The following is a 20,143-nucleotide window of genomic DNA, read 5'->3' on the forward strand; positions in this document are numbered from 1 at the left end:
AACTTTCTCGATCAAAGGCGAAAGCGGTTAAAATAAACGTAACTTCCTGCGGGCAGATTTCCGGTTACACAAAAGGAGCCGGAGCAAAATGCCCAACCCTCTTTCAGCGGTGATATCCTCACCAACCGCCGCCACCGCGAAACCCGACGCGACCGCGCGAGAGGCACGCGAATCCAAGGGCGGCATGTCCTTTCAAACGGTCATGGACCAGGACACCGGGCCGCAATCCGATGATGCTGACACGACTGACCTTATGATTCAGGACCCGGATGCAGCGTCAGAGCTGGAGGCCATCACGGAAGAGGTCGAGCCGACAGGCATCGTTGTTGCACCGGATGACCAGCCGCCTGCCGAAATCCGCCCTGTTGCTGCCGAGGCGAATCCAAACCCTGCATCGAAAACGACGCCCAAGGAGCCGTCCGTGACAGCTTCGATCGATCAGGTTGACGCCGAAACGACCGGGCACAAGCAACCGGGCCTTCCACAGGCTGAACTGCCGCGAACTGCTGAAAGCTCCGCGCAACGGTTGGTTCCGCCGGTCTTTCAAGCGTTGATTTCAGGGGGTGACAAGCCGAGGCGACCATCTGAAAACGCTCTTACGCCAAAGAGCCTGCCGATGGGGTCAATCATAGCGGACCCGCGCCCGAAAGAGATGCCGGTTTTGTCGGCCTTTACCGACCCGGATCGGGGCGCGACGCATGCCGCATCCGCAGCTGAACCGAAGCCGAACCATCCCGGAACAGCTGATCGCGCACCGACACTTGTGCAGGCGCAGTTTCTGGCATCCGACAAAGCGCAAGTTCAGGCCGAAACACAGCCGATTCCCGAAGTCGAGGACATGCAGGCCGCCAGAGAAGCTCCGACGCCGTCAGCCACGCGCGAATCGGGACCTGCGGTTCAGGCCATGACAGCCACCGCCCGCGCAGAAACGGCGCGCGCCATCGCATCGCAGATGGCGACCGCCATCAATGTGCGGCCGCATTCCGGCGCCATCGAGGTTGCGCTGAATCCCGAAGAACTGGGGCGCGTTTCGATCGTTCTGAATGGTCGGGACGATGGCCTGCATCTGACAATCAGCGCGGAACGCCCCGAAACGCTGGACATGATGCGGCGGCACCTCTCGGTTCTTGAGGCTGAGTTCCAGAACTTCGGCCTTGGCGACCTGTCTTTTGATCTGGGTACATCTGCCGATGCGCAACATGAGGACTCTGATGGGGGTGAGGGCACCGAGTTCTCCTCTCCTCAGCCCGAGCACGTCGCCGAGGCTGGCCCGGCGCGTCCAAACATTGCCCTTGATGGGCGAATCGACATGAGGCTTTGACCATGATCACCCCAACGCAATCGACGACTCAGGCCAACACGCCCGCGCAGGCGGCGTCCAGTTCCCAAGCCGCATCCGTGGCATCCGATTTCGACACGTTCCTGTTGCTGATGACCACGCAGGCACAGAATCAGGACCCGCTGGAGCCGATGGATTCCAGCGAATACGCCTCACAACTGGCGCAGTTTTCGATGGTCGAACAGCAGGTGCAAACCAACGAGGCGCTGTCCGAACTGGTGCTGTCGCTGGGTGGCGTCAAGCTGGAAGAGCTGGCCAATTGGATCGGCATGGATGTCCGCACCACCGCAGCGTTTCACTTTGACGGTGAGCCTGTGACCCTGTCCGCGCAGGCTGCGACGGCGGCGGATGGCGCGGTGATGGTCATCCGTGACAGCAACGGCACCGAGATTGAGCGGGTTTCCGTCCCCGTGACCCAAACCGATTTTGTCTGGGCCGGAACAGCAAGTGACGGCAGCCCGTTGCCGACCGGCAGCTATACGGCAACGCTGGAAAGCTATGACGGGGATGACCTGCTGTCAGCCCAACCCGTCGCGGCCTACAATCAGGTGGTTGAGGCTCAAGTCGGGGAAGATTCGGTCTTGCTGACGCTGGAAAGCGGTCAGGTCGTACCGGTAGGAATGGTAACAGCGGTTCGCGCCGGAGCTTGATCTGCCGGGCGCGACGGGCCAAACCTGTGCAACCTGCGACTCGCATTTTACCGGTGGCCCCTCTGTCTGACCCGATTACCCCTCCGTTGGATCTAGTTGAGGACCTGCGCGATCAGGGTCTGATTGCCGGAGGCGCGCGGTTTCAGACCCTGTATGGCGGGCGCACCAATCAGGTCTGGAAGGTGCTGGAGGAAAACGGCGGCAAGGTGCTGAAACTATATCGTGACGGGCTGCGCAATCCGCTGTTTCGCAACGATGCCGAGTTGGAGGCGCAGTGCCTGACCGCCCTGGAACCCACCGGTTTTGCCCCGCGCCTGCGCGCAGCCGGTCAGCATGAGTATGGCCGATGGGTGTTTTACGATCATGCGCCGGGTTCTCCGTGGCGCGAGGGGGCGGCTGAAGTGGGAAAGCTGCTGCGCAAACTTCACGCGCTCGACCTGCCGGTACAGGCCCCGAAAGGGTGTAACGGCAGCGCTGATCTGGCCCGACATGGGCAGAATATTCTTGATGGATGCCTTTCACCAACACGGCTTCGGCTGGACCAATTACAGCCCGACGGGCAAGTGCCACCGACCACCAACACCTGCCTGATCCACGGCGATCCGGTTGCCGGGAACATTCTGACCTCACCGTCCGGCCTGACCCTTATCGACTGGCAGTGCCCGGCGCAGGGTGATCCTTGTGAGGACCTGGCTTTGTTCCTGTCCCCGGCGATGCAACACCTTTACCGGGGCGCGGCTCTGACGCGGGAAGAAGAGCGTGAGTTCTTGTCCGCCTACGGCCACACGGATACGCTGGAACGGTATCAGACACTGCGCCGATGGTACGCATGGCGAATGGCGGCCTATTGCCTGTGGCGGATCGAAAATGGCGCGGCCGACTATGCCGAAGGGTTGGAGTTGGAGCTGGCAACGCTCTGACCATCACCGATCCGCAAGCGCCATCACAGCATAAGCGGGTGGCATCAAAGCACGACGCCAACGCCCAAGCGGAAACCGCTGCGGCTCATGTGCAACGGGGGCCGGCAACCCAGCATCCCGCCCCAGAACCATCCGGGCCAGCGCGCGCCCGCAATAGGTGCCCATCGCCACCCCGTTTCCGTGATAGGCAAACCCGGCGAACATCCCCGGCTTGTCCGCCACAGGACCGGCATATGGCGTAAGACCCCGCGACAGGCAGACCATGCCCGACCACATATGGGTCACTTCAACGCCCGACCATTCCGGAAACATCCGCCTGAAATCCCTTATGACCTTGCGCCGAATGGCAGCCTCGGCCCCTGAAGAGGACAGCAGCCCTCCGCGCATTCCAAACAGAAACCGTCGGTCGGGCATCAAACGAAAATAGTGCAGCAGATGGCGGGTATCATAGACCATCTGATCCGAGGTCCAGCCCTGCGCCTGCACCTCAGCCTCGGACAGGGGGCGGGTCACCAGTACCGTGGACTGGGCGGGCAAATAACGACCCGCCATCCAGGGCGGGATGTCCTCGCTGGAATAGCCGTTGGTGCAGATCAGCACGCTTTGCGCCCTGATCCGACCCGAGTCGGTCTGAACTTCGAAACCGGATTGCGTTTTAAGGACAGATTGCGCGGCGCTTTGCTGGAACAGATCCGCGCCGCGGGACCGGGCCGCCTGCGCCAGTTCGAACAGGTATTTTCTGGGATTCAGGGCAAATCCGACCGGGTTGGTGTAGCCGCCGTGGAACCCCTCACCAAAGCCAAGCCCCGGCAGATCACCCGGTTCATGAAGCGTGCCCGATGCCTCGGCCTGCCGCCGCAATTTCTCCATCGCGCGCGCAGTGTGGGCCAACTGGGTCTCACCCTGCGAATGAACGTCGGCATCAATACGATGGGTCTTGAGCAGATCAGCGACAAGGTGAACGGCGTCTTCTTCGGCTTGGGCATAGCTCTTTGCGGCAGCTTCTCCGAACTGGCGGGTCATCGCGTCATGGCTCAGCTTTGACCCGCCCAGACAACAAAACCCTCCATTGCGCCCGGATGCGCCCCAACCCGGCGTCTCGGCTTCGAGCACAGCGACCGACACGCCGGCCGCAGCCAGATGCAGCGCCGCCGAGAGGCCTGTGAAACCGCCGCCGATGATGACGACGTCGGTGCTCAGACCGCCGTGCAACACCGGCCAATCCGGGCTGGCAATCGTTTCATCCCACCAACAATTGGTCCGGGGACCGGGGCCATAGGCATAGTCGGAAAACAGCCGTTTCATTCGGTGCGCGCGGCGGCCATTTCATCCTGCTTTTGCCGCATCATCGCGCGTTTCGTGATCAGCGACGCGGTGATGACCCCCACCGTCACAATCCCGATCATGATCGTGGACAGCGCGTTAATCTCGGGGCTAACCCCAAGACGCACAGCCGAGAATATCTTGATCGGCAGGGTCGTGGCCGACGGCCCCGAGGTAAAGGACGCGATCACCAGATCATCCAGCGACAGGGTAAAGGCCAGCAGCCAGCCCGAAATCACCGCGGGCGCGATAATCGGCAAGGTCACCAGCCGGAACGCCTGCGCCGGAGAACAGCCCAGGTCCAGCGCGGCCTCTTCCAGCGACTGATCGAAGGTCACGAGGCGCGAGGAGACGACAACCGAAACGAAACACATCGAAAAGGTCGTATGGGCCAGCACGATGGTCAGGATGCCCCGATCCAGCCCGATGCCGATGAACAACAGCAGCAAAGAAAGGCCGGTGATCACCTCGGGCATCACCAGCGGCGCATAGATCATGCCGGAAAACAGCGTGCGGCCAAAGAACCGCCCGCCGCGCACCAGCACATAAGCCGCAGCGGTACCCAGAATGGTCGCCAGCGTTGATGAGAACACTGCAACGCGCACTGTTACCCATGCCGCGTCCAGAAACGCCTGGTTCTGGACCACTTCGCCATACCATTTGGTCGAAAACCCGGCCCAGACGGTAACCAGCTTGCCTTCGTTAAAGCTGAAGATGATCAGAATGATCATCGGGATATAGAGGAAGGCGAACCCCAGCGTCAGGGACACGGCGTTGAACCAGCTCATCCTGTTCATTGCTCTGCCTCCGCCTGTTTCTGCTGGTTGCGCTGGAACAGCACGATCGGGATCACGAGGATCAGCAGCAGCACCACGGCTACGGCGCTGGCCACCGGCCAGTCGCGGTTCGAGAAGAACTCCTCCCACAGCACCTTGCCGATCATCAATGTGCCCGAACCGCCCAGCAGCGAGGGGATCACGAACTCGCCGATCACTGGGATCATCACCAGAAAGCAACCCGCGATGATGCCGGGGCGCGACAGCGGGATGGTCACCAGCCAGAAGGCTTCAAGGCGCGAGCAGCCAAGGTCTTCAGCCGCTTCGATCAGCGATCCGTCCATCCGCTCCAGCGATGAATAGATCGGCAGGATCATGAAGGGCAGGTAGGTATAGACGATGCCGATGTAGACCGCCCATTGCGTGTTCAGGATGGTCAACGGGGTCGAGATGATGCCCGTCCACAGCAAAAACTGGTTCAGGTAGCCTTCGTTCGACAGGATGCCCATCCACGCATAAACCCGGATCAGGAACGAGGTCCAGAACGGCAGAATTACCAGCATCATCAGCGTCGGCCGCCATTCCGCAGGCGCACGTGCCATGCCATAAGCGATGGGATACCCCACCAGCAACGTCAAAAAGGTCGAGATCACCGCGATCTTTACGCTGGAGAGGTAGGCTTTCCAATACAGATCATCCTCGGTCAGCCAGACGAAGTTCTCGAAATCCAGCTGGCTGAAGAAATCCTTGATCCCGGCCCAGCCCTGCGACAGGTCCAGTGTCGGGGTGTAAGGCGGGATCGCCAATTCACTGTCCGACAAAGAGATTTTCAGGACAATGAAGAACGGCACCAGAAACAGCGCCAACAGCCAGACATAGGGAACGGCAATCAGAAACGCGCGGCGCATCAGTTGGCCAGCAGAACCGCAGCCGTTGCTGTCCAGGACAGCCAGACCGGGTCTTCCCATGTGAACGACCGGCGCGAGATGCGGCGGGTGTTGGCCGTCTGCGCCTTGATGATCGTGCCGTTCGGCAATTCGACGTGATAGGTGGAGAGATTGCCCAGATAGGCGATGTCATGCACCTTGCCCTGCACCGCGTTGATCGCGTCTGCCGGACGATCTGCCGAGATCGTCACCTTCTCGGGCCGGATCGCAATATGGCAAGTTTGTCCGTTGGAAAAATCGCGGGCCGAGGTCGCGGTCAAGGGCGACTGCCCTTCGGCCCATTCGATCTGATAGGTATCCTCACCACCGGACGAGGCACGGCCCTCGATGATGTTCACGTCACCGATGAAATCCGCGACATAGACCGAATTCGGGTTCTCATAGATACGATCCGGCGTCGCGACCTGCATCAGCTTGCCCTGATCCATAACGGCCACGCGGCTGGCGACGGTCATCGCCTCTTCCTGATCGTGGGTGACGATGACGAAAGTTGTGCCGGTCTTTTCCTGAATATCCATCAACTCGAACTGCGTGTCCTGCCGCAATTTCTTGTCCAATGCGCCCAGCGGTTCGTCCAGCAACAGCAGCTTCGGCGCCTTGGCCAGAGACCGCGCCAGCGCCACCCGCTGACGTTGCCCGCCGGAAATCTGGTGCGGTTTGCGGCGGGCGAATTGCTCCAGCCGGGTCAGGCGCAGCATTTCCTCGACACGGTCCTCAAGGTCATGTTTGGGCATGCTGTCCCTGCGCAAGCCAAAGGCGATGTTGTCCCAGATGCTGAGATGCGGAAACAGCGCGTAGGACTGGAACATCATGTTCACCGCCCGCTTGTTCGGCGGGATCGGGTCGATGTCCTGACCACCCAGTATGATATGGCCTTCGGTCGGCTTTTCGAACCCGGCCAGCATCCGCATCATGGTGGTCTTGCCGCAACCCGACGGCCCCAGCAGGGCAAAGAACTCGCGCTCGAAAATGCCCAGAGACAGATTGTCGATGGCCGTGAAATCACCAAACCGCTTGGTGACATTTTGGAACTGGATCAAAGGTTTCGCCTGTGGGTCTTCCCACGGCGCAAAGACGTCAGAGTTCAAAGCGGCCCCCGTTTCGACAAGCTGAAAAAGGCGCAAGGCGGTCCCAACCGCCCTGCGCGTAATCGGATCAGGTGCCCGATTTGATCTTGGTCCACATGCGCGTCACGACGCGCTGGGTTTTCTGCGGGTAAGGCCCCTTGATATAGGTGTTCGCCATAGCCTCTGCCGACGGGTAGACGGCGGGGTCACCGATCACATCCTCCGCAAGAAACTCTTGCGACGCCTTGTTGCCGTTGGCGTAGTAAACATAGTTCGATGCGGCGGCCATGTTCTGGGCGTCCAGCATGAAGTTGATGAACTTATGCGCCCCGTCCGGGTTCGGCGCATCAACCGGCACCGCCAGCTGGTCGAACCACATCTGCGATCCTTCCTTGAACGCGTTGTAGGCGATCTCGACCCCGTTATCGGCCTCGGCCGCACGGTCCCGCGCCTGCAGCACGTCGCCCGAGAACCCGACGGCCACGCAGATATCCCCATTGGCCAGCGCGTTGATATATTCCGAGCTGTGGAATTTGTTCACGTAAGGCCGGACGGCGGCAAAAACCTCTTCGGCCTTGGCGATATCGTCTTTTTCATGCGAATTCGGGTCGAGGCCCGCATAGACCAGCGCCGCCGGTACCATCTCATCCGGGGCGTCCAGGAAATAGACGCCGCACGCGGCCAGTTTCTCCATGTTCTCGGGGTTGAAGATCAACTCCATCGAATCCAGCGGCGCATCCTCGCCCAGCACTTCCTTGACCTTGCCGACATTCACGCCCAACCCGGTGGTGCCCCACATATAGTTGACCGAATGCTTGTTGTCGGGATCGAATTGCGCGACGCGTTCGGCAATGACATCCCACGCATTACCGATATTTGACAGCTTGGCCGCGTCCAGTTCCTGAAACGCACCCGCCTGGATCTGGCGGCTCATGAAGCTGCCGGTCGGGACCACCACGTCATAGCCCGATCCCCCGGCCAGCATCTTGGTTTCCAGAACCTCGTTGCTGTCGAACACATCGTAGATCAGCGTCAGGCCGGTCTCTTCCTCGAATTTCTTCAGAAGATCCTCGTCGATATAGTCGGACCAGTTGTAGACACGCACCTCTTCGGCGAAGGCCGCCGAAGTCCCCAATGCGATGACCGCGGTCATCGTCAGCGTTTTGATTGACATTTTTTTCTCCCTGCAAGTGTACGGGTATTTTCCCGTTTTTTTGGATTTGATCAAGTTTTGCGTTTTCCCCCGATCCAGCGTATGGTTTCAAAAGGTCAGGCACCTGGCAAGTTAACATCATCGGAAACAGGGCAAACCAATTGGATTTGATCAAAAATAAGGCATCAGGAACGAAGGCAGAGGGTGAAAAACGACCCGCGCATGAGCAGGTGTACCAAACCCTGAAAGCACAGATCATGTTCGGCGAATTGGTGCCGGGGCAGCCGGTCACCATACAGGGTCTGACTGAATCTCTGGGGGTCGGAATGACCCCGGTGCGCGAGGCGATTCGACGCCTGATCTCGGATGGCGCGCTGGTGTTTCAGGGCAATCGCAGGGTCAGCGTTCCATTGCTCTCAGCGGGCGATGTCGAGCAGATGATTTTTGCCAGATTGTCAATGGAATCAGAACTTTCCAGACGCGCAGCCACGAATATGAGCAGTGCGGATATCGACAGTCTTGAACGCCTCGACCAGCAGCTGGACCGCACCATCGCCGACGGGGACGTCAGCGGCTATCTGCGTCTGAACCACAGCTTCCACGAGACACTCTATTCCCACGCGAACGCCCCGATCCTCAGTGATCTGACCGAGCGGCTGTGGCTCAGATTCGGGCCGTCTCTGCGGGTGGTTTGTGGCCGGTTTGGCACGCAGAGCCTGCCGGATTGGCACAAGGATATCCTTGCCGCTTTGCGCGCCCAGGATGCCGAAGGGGTGGCAAAAGCCACTGCGAAGGACATTGAACAGGGTATGGAACTGATGGTCGACGCCCTGAGCCAGGGCTAGATTCATGCGATTCGATTGACAGAAAAAAATTTGATCATATTGTGAGTGCCGACCGCTCTTTCAGGAGGTTTCCGGATGTCCACCATCACCAATCACATGCCCACCGCCGAATTGCAGGCACTGGATGCCGCCCACCACATGCACCCGTTTTCCACCAATGCCGAGCTTGGGCAAGACGGCGTGCGGGTCATCACTCGTGCCAAAGGCGTCTACCTGACCGACAGCGAAGGCGAAGAGATTCTGGACGCCATGGCCGGCCTGTGGTGCGTCAATATCGGCTACGGCCGCGACGAACTGGCAGAGGCCGCCGCCCGCCAGATGCGGGAACTGCCCTACTACAACACCTTTTTTAAAACCACGCATGTACCCGCCATCGCGCTGGCCCAAAAGCTGGCCGAATTGGCGCCGGGCGATCTGAATCACGTGTTCTTCGCCGGCAGCGGGTCCGAGGCGAACGACACCAACATCCGCCTGGTGCGCACCTACTGGGCTGAAAAAGGCCAACCCGACAAGAACATCATCATCAGCCGCCACAATGCCTATCACGGCTCATCCGTGGGGTCGGCCTCGCTGGGGGGGATGGCCGGGATGCACGCGCAGGGCGGCATTCCGATCCCGAATGTCCACCACATCAACCAGCCGAACTGGTGGGCCGAAGGCGGCGACATGACGCCCGAGGACTTCGGCCTAGCCCGTGCGCGCGAGCTGGAAGAGGCCATTCTGGAGCTGGGCGAGGACCGCGTCGCGGCCTTCATCGCCGAACCCGTACAGGGCGCAGGCGGCGTGATCGTGGCGCCCGACAGCTACTGGCCCGAAGTTCAGCGCATCTGCGACAAATACGATATCCTGCTGATCGCCGATGAGGTGATCTGCGGCTTTGGCCGGACCGGCAACTGGTTCGGGTCAGAAACCGTGGGCATCAGGCCGCATATCATGACCATCGCCAAGGGTCTCAGCTCGGGCTATGCGCCGATCGGCGGGTCCATCGTCAATGACGAGATCGCCGAGGTTATCGGCGGCACCGAGTTCAACCACGGCTACACCTATTCCGGCCACCCGGTCGCCGCCGCCGTGGCGCTGGAAAACCTGCGCATCCTCGAAGAAGAAAAGATCGTCGATCACGTCCGCGACGTGGCTGCGCCCTACCTGAAACAGAAATGGGAGGCGCTGGTCGATCACCCGCTGGTGGGTGAGGCCAAGATCGTCGGCATGATGGCGTCCATCGCCCTGACCCCGGACAAGGCCAGCCGCGCCAAATTCGCCTCCGAGCCCGGCACGGTCGGCTATATCTGCCGTGAGCGCTGCTTTGCCAACAACCTGATTATGCGTCATGTGGGCGACCGGATGATCATCTCTCCGCCGCTGGTCCTGACCTCTGCGGATATCGACGAGATGTTCGTGCGCATCCACAAATCGCTGGACGAGGCACAGGCCGAGATCACAGCGCAGGGGCTGATGAAGGCGGCAGCGTAGGTCATCGGCCTGGATAAGAAGATCGCACGGGCGGTTGGTTCAACAACTGCCCTTTTTCAACCCAACACTGTACTCAGCGCTTTACAAAACCCATATGGTTGACTTACCTCGGAAGCAGTCTTGTTAGCTCCGGTTTTTGATGCCTGACACCCCTCCGCCACGCAAACGCAGACCCCGCCCTCCGCTATGGGTCACTGTTGTATATGCCAGTTTTGTGTTGCTGTGCGGACTAAACATCTTCCAAGGTTACTTTGGAGTTCAGTATTTCCCGTCTCCCGACTGGGTTACCAAGGCTCGCTCTTTGGACATTGCTCTTGGCATTGCTATGTCCTGCTTTTTAGGCGCAATGTGGTTCAGGCTGTGGAAAAAACAGAGCTCTCCGTCCGAAAGATCCAAAGTCCTCTGGGACGGGATTAGTCTGAGTATTCTGCCGATTTTTGTTGTTCTACTTAGCGGCATGGGGCCAATCACTTATGGTGTCCCTATGATAGTTGCCAAACTCGCTGGGCAGGACATAGAACTGTCATATGTTGCAGACTGGGGTGGCAACCCGAGATCGGAAGGTCGGTGCCCGTACTCAATCTATTTAGATGGAGTTCCGTCGCCATGGCAGAGATTCTGCAATTTGCCTGAAGAACTCGTCACTACCGTCAGGCGTGGCGATACGATCATCATCTCCGGCAAGGGGACAAGCATGGGTCTATATGCAGATAGCGCAGCTCTCTCTACTGGTAGCTAGCAGCGTCCCTAAAGACAGTCCTCGCTAAATCACCGCAGCCGCTGCAACAGCTTCAAACTGGCATAACCATCCGGCAGCAAGCCCTGCGCCAATTGGTACGCCCGCACCGCGTCGGTCGTGTTTGGCCCGGTGCGCCCGTCGATACCTTGCGTATCAAAACCGGCTTCGGTCAGGCGGGTTTGCAATTCCTTTTTCTCGGTGAAACTCAGCACCCGGTCGCTGCGGGGCCAGTCGGCCTGAAACGGCGCGCGCCCGGCCAGACGGTCGGACAGGTGGCCGATGCCGATCACATAGGCGTCGGCGCCGTTATATGCCTCGATCACGCGGAAATTGTCGAAGATCATCAGCGCCACGCCCTGCCCGCCCGCAGGCAGCAGGATGGCGGCGTGCCCGTAATCCGGGACCGGTTTGCCGTCACGCCCGACCACGCCGCGTTTGGCCCAGTCCGACGGCAGCAATGTATGGTCTCGTTTGGCGGTGGCATACTCGAACCCCTCGGGCAGGCGTATTTCAACGCCCCAGGGCTGGCCTTTGGTCCAGCCGTGCCGCGCCAGATACGCAGCGGCCGAGGCCAGCGCATCGGTCGGATCGTCCGACCAGATATCCCGCCGCCCGTCACCGTCAAAATCCACCGCATGATCCAGGTATGAGGTTGGCATGAATTGCGTGTGACCCATCGCACCCGCCCAGCTGCCGACCATGTGACCGGGGCTGACATCCCCCGCCTGAATGATTTGCAACGCAGCGACCAGCTGGGTTTCAAAGAACGGCGCCCGCCGCGCATCAAAGGCCAGCGTCGCCAGCGAGCGGATGGTGTGATCACTGCCCCGGAACGTACCGAACGCGGTCTCAAGGCCCCAGATCGCGGTGACGACTTCTTTTTCCACGCCATACCGCGCCTCGATCCGGGTCAGGGTCGCGTTGTAGCGCTCCAGCCCGGCGCGGCCATTGGCGACGCGCGTGTCCGAGACGGCAGAATCCAGATACTCCCAGATCGGTTTCGAAAACTCGGCCTGATTGCGGTCACGTTCGATGATCTTCTTGTCATAGGTTAGACCGGCCAGCGCCCGATCCAGCGTATCGGTGGAAATGCCCTGCGCAAGCGCCCGGTCCCGAAACGCCCCCAGCCACGCCTGAAATCGCGCGTTTCCTTCGGTCGACACCCGATACTCCATCGCTGAGGGCCGCAGAACCGGTCGCAACGACACAGTCAGATCGGCCGAGGCCAGCTGAAAGGTCTGAGACCCATCCGCTGTATTGAGGGATTCCGCCTGCACAATGGATGCCCATAATGCAGCGGCAATAACGCCACTTGTGCATTTACGCATTCCGAAATTCCTGATTACTGCTCGGGGCCAGAATAGCGCAAAATGCGGGATTCACAAAGTACTCAGGCCGAAACTTCTGACCTGCCGGGTCAAACCGGATAAGCTGCTGACATGACACCTTTTACCGATCCCAAAGTGGCTGCCGCCTATGATAGCCTGCCCGAGAACGCCCGTGCCGGCGCGCTGATCCTGCGCGAGTTGATCTTTGACACCGCCGCATCCCTGCCCGCTGCGCAGCCGCTGCAAGAGGCGCTGCGTTGGGGGCAGCCCGCCTATCTGGCCCCGAAGGGTTCGACGATCCGGGTCGGCGCGCATAAATCCGCGTGTTTTGCACTGTTCGTGCATTGCCAAAGCCGGTTGATGGGCGATTTCACCTCGGCCTTTCCGGGTGACGATCAGCTGGATGGCAACCGGGCCGTGCTATTCAGCGAGCCCGCGCAGATCGACCCGGCGCGCCACGGCTGGCTGATTGCGCGAGCGCTAACCTATCACCTCTGACGGCGTTTGCGCTCGACCTTGCGTTTGATCTTGTCTTTCTTGCGCTTGGTACTGACCGCCTTGCGCCGCGTTGGCCGCCCTTTCGGTGCACGCCCACGGGGCAGCGCCTGATCATCGATGGACAACAATTCCAGCTCCAGCCCGCCGGTCACAGGTGTGGCCTCGGTCAATCGAACTGTGACGCGCTGACCGATGGCGATGATCAGACCGGTGTCTGAGCCCATCAGGGTTCCGGCCTCTCGGTCAAAATGAAAGAACTCGCGCCCCAATGATCGCACAGGCACCAGCCCGTCCGCGCCGGTTTCGTCCATCTTCACGAAGGCGCCGAACCGGGCGATCCCGCTGATGCGGCCCGAGAATTCATTGCCCACACGTTCGCTCAGATAGGCCGCCAGGTAGCGGTCGGTCGTGTCGCGTTCGGCCATCATCGAGCGGCGCTCGGTGTCCGAGATATGGGTGGCCGTTTCGTCCAGCCGCCCGATTTCGTCCTCGGTCAGCCCGTCCTCGCCCCAGCCATGGGCCGAGATCAGCGCGCGGTGTACGATCAGGTCGGCATAGCGGCGGATAGGCGAGGTGAAATGGGCATAATTCCGTAGCGCCAGTCCGAAATGGCCGAAATTCTCGGGGTTGTAATAGGCCTGTGCCATCGACCGCAGGGTGGTCAGGTTGATCAACTCGGCGTCTTCGGTCCCGGCGGCGGCGTTGAGCAGCGCGTTCAGGTGGCGGGTTTGCAGCACCTGCCCCTTGGCGAGGTTCAGCCCCGCCGCCTGCGCCGTTTCCCGCAGGCTTTCCAGTTTCTCGGGCGCGGGTTCTTCGTGCACGCGGAACAACAGTGGGCGGCGTTTGGCGATCAGCGTCTCGGCGGCGGCCACATTGGCGAGGATCATGAACTCCTCGATCAGTTTATGCGCGTCCAAACGTTCACGGAAGGCCACGCTGGTCACCTCACCCGCATCGCTGAGGACGATCTGACGTTCCGGCAGGTCCAGGTCCAGCGGCTGCCGCACGGCCCGCGCGGTTTTCAGCGCGGCGTAAGCGGCATAGAGGGGTTTCAACACCGGTTCCAGCAGCGGCCCGGTGCGGTCGTTGGGGGTGCCGTCGATGGCCTCCTGCACCTCGGCATAGTGCAGCGAAGCGGCAGACCGCATCAGGCCGCGCACAAACCGGTGGCCGATCTTGTTGCCATCCGCGTCGATCTGCATTCGAACGGCGATACAGGCGCGCGGAACGCCCTCGTGCAGCGAACACAAATCGCCCGACAGACGATCCGGCAGCATCGGCACCACGCGATCGGGGAAATAGCTGGAATTGCCGCGCTTGCGCGCCTCTCGGTCCAGCGCGGTGCCGGGCTGCACATAGGCGGCGACATCGGCAATGGCGACCCAGATCACATGACCGCCGGGGTTTTTCGGATCGTCATCGGCATGCGCATAGCAGGCGTCGTCATGATCGCGCGCATCCGAGGGGTCGATGGTCAGCAGCGGCATGTCCCGCAGGTCTTCGCGGCCTTTCAGGCCGACGGGTTTGGCCTTGTCGGCCTCGGCAATCACCTTGTCCGGGAAATCATCGGGAATGCCGTGCTGGTGAATTGCGATCAGGGACACGGCCTTGGGCGCAGACGGGTCGCCCAACCGTTCCACGATCCGCGCGCGCGGCAGGCCCATGCGGTTCTTGGGTCCTGCCTGTTCGGCCTCGACCAGCTCACCGTCCTTGGCCCCCAGAACGGCCCCATCGGCGACCAGCCACTCGGTCTGGCCAGTCTTGTCGATTGGCACGATGCGCCCGCCCTCGGCCCCTTTGCGGAAGATGCCCACGATCTTGCGCGGGTTGGTTCCGATCCGGCGGATCAGGCGGGCTTCGTAGTTGTGGTCTTCCTCATGCACCACTGTCAGGCGAGCGAGAATACGGTCGCCCTCGCCCAGCGCCGGATCGCTGGCACGGGCGATGATCAGGACAATGGGCTCGACCCCCTCGCCATGCCACTCCAGCGGGCGCGCAAACAGGTCGCCATCCGCATTCGGTGCCTTCACCTGCAACACGCTGACAGGCGGCAGGCGATCCGGGTCGCGATAGCTGCGCTTGCGCTTTTCCAGATGCCCTTCGGCCTCAAGTTCCTTGAGGATACGCTTGAGATCAATCCGGTCAGCGCCCTTGATGCCAAAGGCCTTGGCGATATCGCGTTTCGAGGTCAGGGTGGGGTTCGCCGAGATCCAGTCGAGGACCTCTTGCTTGGTGGGGATGCGAGTCATGATTCCGGCCTAGCACGGGGATGCGACCGCGTCATGACTAAAAAGGATCAGGGTTTCAGATCGGCCAGCGTGTCGACATCACGCAACTGATCCAGCAGGGCCACGCGCGTGCCGGGGACAGAGGCCAACGTGTCGGCCAGGGCGTGTTCGGTCGACCAGCGCACATTGCGGAACAGGCCCTGAGGCAGCGCACAGTATCGTTGCGCCCCGACCAGCCAATAGCCCCCATCCGGAGCCGGGCCGAACACCATCTGATCCCGCCCCAAGGCCTTGAACGCCCGCGCGATATGCCCGCGCGTGATACCCGGAATATCGGCACCGATCAGGCAGACCGGTCCTTTTGGCATACCGCGCAGCATCCGTGCCATCCGGTCACCCAGATCACCGCGCCCTTGCGCCGCGCGGGGCAGGTCAGCAGGCCAAATGCGGCTGGTCAGCCCTTCGCGATCCGGGGACACCGCCAGCACGATCTGCCAGCGCGGGTCACGCAGCCGTCGGATCAGCGACCGGGTCTGCTGCCGGAACCACCACGCCGCACCGACCATGCCGATATCGCGGCCCAGCCGGGTTTTCACCCGCCCCGGGCGTGGCTCCTTGACCATGATGACCAGAGTGCGCTGCATCACTCAGGCGAAATAGTCCCGCAGGATGCGCGTGTAGATCGCCTTGAGCTGTTCGATATGCGCCACCTCAACGCATTCATCCACCTGATGCATCGTGCGACCGACCAGGCCGAATTCAACCACCGGGCAGTGGTTTTTCACGAACCGCGCATCCGAAGTGCCACCCGTCGTGGACATCTCGGGCCGGATACCGGTTTCCGCCTCAACCGCCTGCGCCACCAGATTAGACAGCGGGCCGGGCGGGGTCAGGAAACTTTCGCCCGAGATCTTGATGCGCACACCGACCTCAACACCATAGGTTTCGGCCACGGTTTGCGCCTCGGTCCGCAGCCATTCGCTGAGGCCTGCGCCCGAGTGCAGATCGTTGAACCGGATATTCACCGCCCCGCTGCACTGCGCCGGGATCACATTGGTCGCTTCGTTGCCCGTGTCGATATTCACAACCGCCAGCGTCGAGGCGTCGAAATGGTCCGTGCCGCGATCCAGTTCGTGACTGGCCAGCTGGTCCATCAGCCGCGCCATTGCAGGCAAAGGGTTTTTCGCCCGGTGCGGATAGGCCGAATGGCCCTGCACGCCGGTCACGGTGAACCACGCGGTCATCGAGCCGCGGCGGCCGATCTTCATCATCTCACCCATGGTATTCGGGCAGGTCGGCTCGCCCACCAGACAAACCGACATCTTCTCATCGGCTTCGGCCATGTAATCCAGCAGCGCCGTGGTGCCGTCCAGTGCATCGGCCTCTTCATCACCGGTGATGGTCAGGATCACGGCGCCGTTGGGCGGCGTATCACGCACGAAATCCACGGCTGCCGCCGCAAATGCCGCGACGCCGGATTTCATGTCGGTGGTGCCGCGCCCATACATCACGCCATCGCGGATTTCGGCGCCAAAGGGCGGCATCGTCCAGGCGGCCTCGTCGCCAACCGGCACAACGTCAGTATGGCCGTTGAACCCAAAGCTGCGCGCGTGGCCCTTTTCGCCCCAGCGTGCAAACAGGTTGCTGATGCCGCCGCGGTCGACGCGGGTACAGTCGAACCCCGCATCGGACAGCAGTTGTTCCAAAAGAACCAGGGCGCCACCCTCCTCGGGTGTGACCGATGGGCAACGGGTCAGGGCCGCTGTCAATTCTACCGGATCTGTCATGGCAAGGCCCCTTTGGTTCGTTTGCGCGCACAGATTCAACGAATTGAGCCAATTGCCAACCCCTGCCCGCCCAAATCTGAGGGCTTTTTTCCCCGCATATCACCCTGACACCTGAACAAAACACAGGTCTTTACCCTGCGACCACCTTGCTGCACCGTTCAAATCTGCGTTAGAGCCCCGCGAAACAGGTGATTTGAAGATGATACGCGCGCTTTTCGCATTGGTCTGGCTGACCTTCGCCGTTCTTGCACAGCAAAGCCGGGCCCAGACGCTGGATGTCACCACGGTGACCCGCCCTCCGTTTTCCTATGTCGAAGACGGGGCCCAGACCGGATTTTCCATGGACCTGCTCGAGGCGCTGGCCGAGGCACTGAACTGGGAGTATTCGGTCGACCGGGTCGGGACCTTCAACGACATGCTGGGCGCGGTGCAGGACGGGTCCGCCGATCTGGCCATCGCCAACATCTCGATCACCGCTGCGCGTGAAACGCAGATGGACTTCAGCCAGCCGATTTTCGAGGCCGGATTGCAGATCATGGTTCCGTCCGAGGCCACGCGCCAGCCGTCGCTGCTGCATGCGCTGCTGTCGCGCGAATTGTTCATCGCCATCGGCCTGGCCTTTGCCCTTTTGCTGGGCGGCGGCATGTTGATGTGGACGTTCGAACGCCGCTCGCAGCCCTATTTCGACCGCAAGCTGAACGAGGCTTGGTTCCCATCCTTCTGGTGGGCGCTGAACCTGGTGGTGAATGGCGGGTTCGAAGAACGGATGCCTCGCACCCCGTTCGGTCGCCTGCTGGGGGTCATTCTGGTGGTCTCATCCCTGTTCATCGTATCGGTGTTCACGGCGCGCATCACTTCGGTCATGACGGTGGATGCGATCAGCGGCAGCGTGAACTCGGTCAACGATCTATACGGCAAGCAGGTCGGTACGATCACGGATTCCACCGCCGCCAGTTTCCTGAACCGGCGCGAGATCGAATTCGTCGGGTATTCCGGCCTTGATGAGATGCTGGCCGCCTTCGAGGACAAGGAACTGGACGCTGCGGTCTTTGACGCGCCGATCCTGTCCTATTATGCCTCGCACGAGGGGCGCCGGATCGCCACTATGACCGGCGGTGTCTTCCTGCGCGAAAGCTATGGAATTGCCTTCCCGACCGGTTCGCCTCGGGTTGAAGAGGTCAACCAGGCGCTGTTGTCGCTGCGCGAAAACGGCACCTATGACGAGATCTACCGCAAGTGGTTCGGGGTGCGGAACTAGGCGTTTAGCGGTTTCGCTGACACAATCTCATTGAAATGCGCGTTCGACCGAAAAGAGAGGCAGCGTATTTCGATGCTTTGCAAACGCAAAACGCCTTAGGCCTGTTCTTCATCCCCGAAAAACGGCGTCATCTGCGCGACGATTACCGCGTTTTCATCCAAGGCCCGCTGCATCAGCGCCCGTTCATCGGGGTCGATATCATGGCCCTGCGCCTCGCGCTCGGCCAGGGTGCCATAGCCGGTGACATCCAGCGGCGCGGTATCGGCCTGTTTCAGGATGGCCACGGTTTCGCGCACCGCCTCGGCCTCGTCCACACCGCTGGCGAAACACATCAGCGCCGCCCCGGTTGCGCCTTCGGGCAGGCCGTCGCCATCCTTGCGGCCGATCTGCACAAGCAGGGTGTAAACCTGCTGACGAGAGGGTTTCTTTTGCTTTTCCATGTTGGGGGCCATAGCCGCGCGCCCGCCCACGGTCAAGCGGTCGGCAATTGCAGGACGTCGCCTGCGCGTTCATAGTGCCCGGATATAAACCGCAAAGGACCTTTCCATGGCGTACCCGGATTTCATCACCGACTTTCCCAGCCTTGATGTACCCTTCCCCGAGGACGTGGTGCAATCCGCGGTGATCCGGTCGGATGCGGGGCTGGTGGCGTTCTTTACCTTCCTCAAGGATTTCGAACTGCCCGCGCATTCGCACAAGGCACAATGGGGTACGGTGATCGAGGGTGCGGTGGAATTGACCATTGGGGATGAGACCAGAACCTATCGCCCCGGCGACAGCTACTCGATCCCGTCCGGTGTAGAGCATGGCGGCAAGATCAAGGCCGGAACGCGGGTGATCGACGTGTTCGAGGAGCCTGACCGCTACCCGGTCAAAGGGTAAACAAAAAAGGCCGCAGCGCGATGCTGCGGCCCCTGTCTGATCTGCGCTCGGATCAGTCGCGCAGCAGCTCGTTGATGCCGGTTTTCGAGCGGGTCTTCTCGTCCACCCGCTTCACGATCACCGCGCAGTACAGGCTGACATTGTTCTTGGACGGCATCGACCCGGCGACCACCACCGAATAGGGCGGCACTTCACCATACATGACCTCACCGGTCTCGCGGTCGACGATCTTGGTCGACTTGCCGATGAACACACCCATGCCCAGAACCGAGCCTTCGCGGACGATGCAGCCCTCGACCACTTCGGAGCGTGCACCGATAAAGCAATTGTCTTCGATGATGGTCGGACCTGCCTGCATCGGCTCAAGCACACCGCCGATACCGACGCCACCCGACAGGTGAACGTTCTTGCCGATCTGCGCACAGGACCCCACGGTGGCCCATGTATCAACCATGGTGCCTTCGTCAACATAGGCGCCCAGGTTCACGAAAGACGGCATCAGCACCACGCCCGGCGCGATGTAAGCCGATTTGCGGACCACGCAGCTCGGAACGGCGCGGAAGCCAGCGGCCTGCCACTGGTTCTCACCCCAACCGGCGAACTTGCTGTCCACCTTGTCCCACCAGCCGCCAGCCTGAGGACCGCCGTGCTGGATTTCCATATCCTTGATGCGAAAGCCCAGCAGAACCGCTTTCTTGGCCCACTGGTTCACGTACCAGTCACCGCTGTCCAGCTTTTCGGCCACACGCAGCGAGCCGCTGTCCAGCGCGTTCAGCGTGTCTTCGATCGCTTCACGGGTCTCGCCGGTGGTGGCGGGGGTGATGGTGTCGCGCGCCTCCCAGGCGGCTTCGATGGCGGCTTCCAGTTGCGCGTTGGACATTTGCGGCTCCCTGCAGAATCTGTTTGCGTTGGTGTTGCCTATACGCAAGC

At 61.1% G+C, this 20,143-nt stretch carries 19 protein-coding genes; 8 read left to right on the top strand and 11 right to left on the bottom strand.

Annotated features, from left to right (window positions below):
• Positions 1–88 precede the first annotated feature (88 nt).
• From ACR0DO_RS15865 to ACR0DO_RS15875, 3 genes are read left to right on the top strand one after another with little or no spacing between them, the layout of a single operon-like run.
• Positions 89–1,321: a flagellar hook-length control protein FliK gene (locus ACR0DO_RS15865; RefSeq protein ID WP_480560152.1), complete on the top strand. Its 1,233-nt coding sequence runs from the start codon at positions 89–91 to the stop codon at positions 1,319–1,321.
• Between the two features lie 2 nt (positions 1,322–1,323).
• Positions 1,324–1,989 (top strand): flagellar hook capping FlgD N-terminal domain-containing protein, encoded by a 666-nt coding sequence (locus ACR0DO_RS15870; RefSeq protein WP_480560154.1) that lies wholly within the window; start codon positions 1,324–1,326, stop codon positions 1,987–1,989.
• 53 nt (positions 1,990–2,042) lie between these two features.
• Complete coding sequence (locus tag ACR0DO_RS15875) at positions 2,043–2,909, top strand: phosphotransferase family protein (RefSeq protein WP_480560156.1); 867 nt, start codon at positions 2,043–2,045, stop codon at positions 2,907–2,909.
• A 3-nt stretch (positions 2,910–2,912) separates the two neighbouring features.
• Here the strand turns inward: ACR0DO_RS15875 and ACR0DO_RS15880 are convergent, their stop codons facing one another.
• The 5 genes from ACR0DO_RS15880 to ACR0DO_RS15900 all read right to left on the bottom strand — a co-directional run bounded on the left by ACR0DO_RS15880 (position 2,913) and on the right by ACR0DO_RS15900 (position 8,196).
• Positions 2,913–4,214: an NAD(P)/FAD-dependent oxidoreductase gene (locus ACR0DO_RS15880; RefSeq protein ID WP_480560158.1), complete on the bottom strand. Its 1,302-nt coding sequence runs from the start codon at positions 4,212–4,214 to the stop codon at positions 2,913–2,915.
• Entirely contained in the window at positions 4,211–5,029 is an 819-nt protein-coding gene (locus tag ACR0DO_RS15885) for an ABC transporter permease (protein WP_170447117.1), read from the bottom strand. The genes ACR0DO_RS15880 and ACR0DO_RS15885 overlap by 4 nt, the downstream gene beginning before the upstream one ends.
• Positions 5,026–5,916, bottom strand: coding sequence for an ABC transporter permease subunit (locus tag ACR0DO_RS15890; protein ID WP_170447223.1), 891 nt, complete (start codon positions 5,914–5,916; stop codon positions 5,026–5,028). Before ACR0DO_RS15890 ends, ACR0DO_RS15885 begins: the two co-directional genes overlap by 4 nt.
• Positions 5,916–7,043: an ABC transporter ATP-binding protein gene (locus ACR0DO_RS15895; protein WP_480560235.1), complete on the bottom strand. Its 1,128-nt coding sequence runs from the start codon at positions 7,041–7,043 to the stop codon at positions 5,916–5,918. The genes ACR0DO_RS15890 and ACR0DO_RS15895 overlap by 1 nt, the downstream gene beginning before the upstream one ends.
• A gap of 67 nt (positions 7,044–7,110) precedes the next feature.
• Positions 7,111–8,196, bottom strand: coding sequence for a polyamine ABC transporter substrate-binding protein (locus tag ACR0DO_RS15900; protein ID WP_480560160.1), 1,086 nt, complete (start codon positions 8,194–8,196; stop codon positions 7,111–7,113).
• A gap of 140 nt (positions 8,197–8,336) precedes the next feature.
• On the opposite strand from ACR0DO_RS15900, the gene ACR0DO_RS15905 reads away from it, so the two are divergent.
• Both ACR0DO_RS15905 and ACR0DO_RS15910 read left to right on the top strand, forming a co-directional pair.
• A complete protein-coding gene (locus ACR0DO_RS15905) occupies positions 8,337–9,020 on the top strand; it encodes a GntR family transcriptional regulator (RefSeq protein WP_480560162.1) in 684 nt (227 codons plus the stop codon).
• Between the two features lie 75 nt (positions 9,021–9,095).
• Positions 9,096–10,493, top strand: coding sequence for an aspartate aminotransferase family protein (locus tag ACR0DO_RS15910; RefSeq protein ID WP_480560164.1), 1,398 nt, complete (start codon positions 9,096–9,098; stop codon positions 10,491–10,493).
• A 768-nt stretch (positions 10,494–11,261) separates the two neighbouring features.
• Here ACR0DO_RS15910 and ACR0DO_RS15915 read toward each other — a convergent pair.
• Positions 11,262–12,560 (bottom strand): lytic murein transglycosylase, encoded by a 1,299-nt coding sequence (locus ACR0DO_RS15915; protein WP_480560166.1) that lies wholly within the window; start codon positions 12,558–12,560, stop codon positions 11,262–11,264.
• Positions 12,561–12,671: 111 nt separating this feature from the next.
• On the opposite strand from ACR0DO_RS15915, the gene ACR0DO_RS15920 reads away from it, so the two are divergent.
• Entirely contained in the window at positions 12,672–13,058 is a 387-nt protein-coding gene (locus ACR0DO_RS15920; RefSeq protein WP_480560168.1) for a DUF1801 domain-containing protein, read from the top strand.
• On the opposite strand, the gene rnr is transcribed toward ACR0DO_RS15920, so the two are convergent.
• From rnr to dapE, 3 genes are read right to left on the bottom strand one after another with little or no spacing between them, the layout of a single operon-like run.
• The gene (gene rnr, locus ACR0DO_RS15925; RefSeq protein WP_480560170.1) at positions 13,049–15,307 is read right to left on the bottom strand and encodes a ribonuclease R; all 2,259 of its coding nucleotides are present in this window, start codon (positions 15,305–15,307) and stop codon (positions 13,049–13,051) included. The two genes, ACR0DO_RS15920 and rnr, sit on opposite strands and share 10 nt — an antisense overlap.
• A gap of 47 nt (positions 15,308–15,354) precedes the next feature.
• The gene (locus ACR0DO_RS15930; protein WP_480560172.1) at positions 15,355–15,930 is read right to left on the bottom strand and encodes a TIGR04282 family arsenosugar biosynthesis glycosyltransferase; all 576 of its coding nucleotides are present in this window, start codon (positions 15,928–15,930) and stop codon (positions 15,355–15,357) included.
• Positions 15,931–15,933: 3 nt separating this feature from the next.
• Positions 15,934–17,073: a succinyl-diaminopimelate desuccinylase gene (dapE, locus tag ACR0DO_RS15935; RefSeq protein ID WP_480560173.1), complete on the bottom strand. Its 1,140-nt coding sequence runs from the start codon at positions 17,071–17,073 to the stop codon at positions 15,934–15,936.
• Positions 17,074–17,272: 199 nt separating this feature from the next.
• Between dapE and ACR0DO_RS15940 the strand changes: the two genes are divergently transcribed.
• Complete coding sequence (locus ACR0DO_RS15940; protein ID WP_170447139.1) at positions 17,273–18,331, top strand: transporter substrate-binding domain-containing protein; 1,059 nt, start codon at positions 17,273–17,275, stop codon at positions 18,329–18,331.
• Positions 18,332–18,426: 95 nt separating this feature from the next.
• Here the strand turns inward: ACR0DO_RS15940 and ACR0DO_RS15945 are convergent, their stop codons facing one another.
• The gene (locus tag ACR0DO_RS15945) at positions 18,427–18,783 is read right to left on the bottom strand and encodes a hypothetical protein (protein ID WP_480560176.1); all 357 of its coding nucleotides are present in this window, start codon (positions 18,781–18,783) and stop codon (positions 18,427–18,429) included.
• Between the two features lie 94 nt (positions 18,784–18,877).
• Here ACR0DO_RS15945 and ACR0DO_RS15950 point away from each other — a divergent pair, with 94 nt between their 5' ends.
• On the top strand, positions 18,878–19,213 hold the full coding sequence (locus ACR0DO_RS15950) for a cupin domain-containing protein (protein WP_421596740.1): 336 nt from the start codon (positions 18,878–18,880) through the stop codon (positions 19,211–19,213).
• A gap of 52 nt (positions 19,214–19,265) precedes the next feature.
• On the opposite strand, the gene dapD is transcribed toward ACR0DO_RS15950, so the two are convergent.
• Complete coding sequence (gene dapD / locus ACR0DO_RS15955) at positions 19,266–20,093, bottom strand: 2,3,4,5-tetrahydropyridine-2,6-dicarboxylate N-succinyltransferase (protein WP_480560178.1); 828 nt, start codon at positions 20,091–20,093, stop codon at positions 19,266–19,268.
• Positions 20,094–20,143: the final 50 nt, after the last annotated feature.

This window comes from Ruegeria sp. AM9 (assembly GCF_056540565.1).

Excerpts from the sequence above, each read along its gene's own strand:
- ACR0DO_RS15865 (WP_480560152.1), top strand. The coding sequence starts at position 89 with ATGCCCAACCCTCTTTCAGCGGTGATATCCTCACCAACCGCCGCCACC.
- ACR0DO_RS15870 (WP_480560154.1), top strand. The coding sequence starts at position 1,324 with ATGATCACCCCAACGCAATCGACGACTCAGGCCAACACGCCCGCGCAG.
- ACR0DO_RS15880 (WP_480560158.1), bottom strand. The coding sequence starts at position 4,214 with ATGAAACGGCTGTTTTCCGACTATGCCTATGGCCCCGGTCCCCGGACC.
- ACR0DO_RS15885 (WP_170447117.1), bottom strand. The coding sequence starts at position 5,029 with ATGAACAGGATGAGCTGGTTCAACGCCGTGTCCCTGACGCTGGGGTTC.
- ACR0DO_RS15890 (WP_170447223.1), bottom strand. The coding sequence starts at position 5,916 with ATGCGCCGCGCGTTTCTGATTGCCGTTCCCTATGTCTGGCTGTTGGCG.
- ACR0DO_RS15900 (WP_480560160.1), bottom strand. The coding sequence starts at position 8,196 with ATGTCAATCAAAACGCTGACGATGACCGCGGTCATCGCATTGGGGACT.
- ACR0DO_RS15910 (WP_480560164.1), top strand. The coding sequence starts at position 9,096 with ATGTCCACCATCACCAATCACATGCCCACCGCCGAATTGCAGGCACTG.
- ACR0DO_RS15915 (WP_480560166.1), bottom strand. The coding sequence starts at position 12,560 with ATGCGTAAATGCACAAGTGGCGTTATTGCCGCTGCATTATGGGCATCC.
- ACR0DO_RS15920 (WP_480560168.1), top strand. The coding sequence starts at position 12,672 with ATGACACCTTTTACCGATCCCAAAGTGGCTGCCGCCTATGATAGCCTG.
- rnr (WP_480560170.1), bottom strand. The coding sequence starts at position 15,307 with ATGACTCGCATCCCCACCAAGCAAGAGGTCCTCGACTGGATCTCGGCG.
- ACR0DO_RS15930 (WP_480560172.1), bottom strand. The coding sequence starts at position 15,930 with ATGCAGCGCACTCTGGTCATCATGGTCAAGGAGCCACGCCCGGGGCGG.
- dapE (WP_480560173.1), bottom strand. The coding sequence starts at position 17,073 with ATGACAGATCCGGTAGAATTGACAGCGGCCCTGACCCGTTGCCCATCG.
- ACR0DO_RS15940 (WP_170447139.1), top strand. The coding sequence starts at position 17,273 with ATGATACGCGCGCTTTTCGCATTGGTCTGGCTGACCTTCGCCGTTCTT.
- ACR0DO_RS15945 (WP_480560176.1), bottom strand. The coding sequence starts at position 18,783 with ATGGCCCCCAACATGGAAAAGCAAAAGAAACCCTCTCGTCAGCAGGTT.
- ACR0DO_RS15950 (WP_421596740.1), top strand. The coding sequence starts at position 18,878 with ATGGCGTACCCGGATTTCATCACCGACTTTCCCAGCCTTGATGTACCC.
- dapD (WP_480560178.1), bottom strand. The coding sequence starts at position 20,093 with ATGTCCAACGCGCAACTGGAAGCCGCCATCGAAGCCGCCTGGGAGGCG.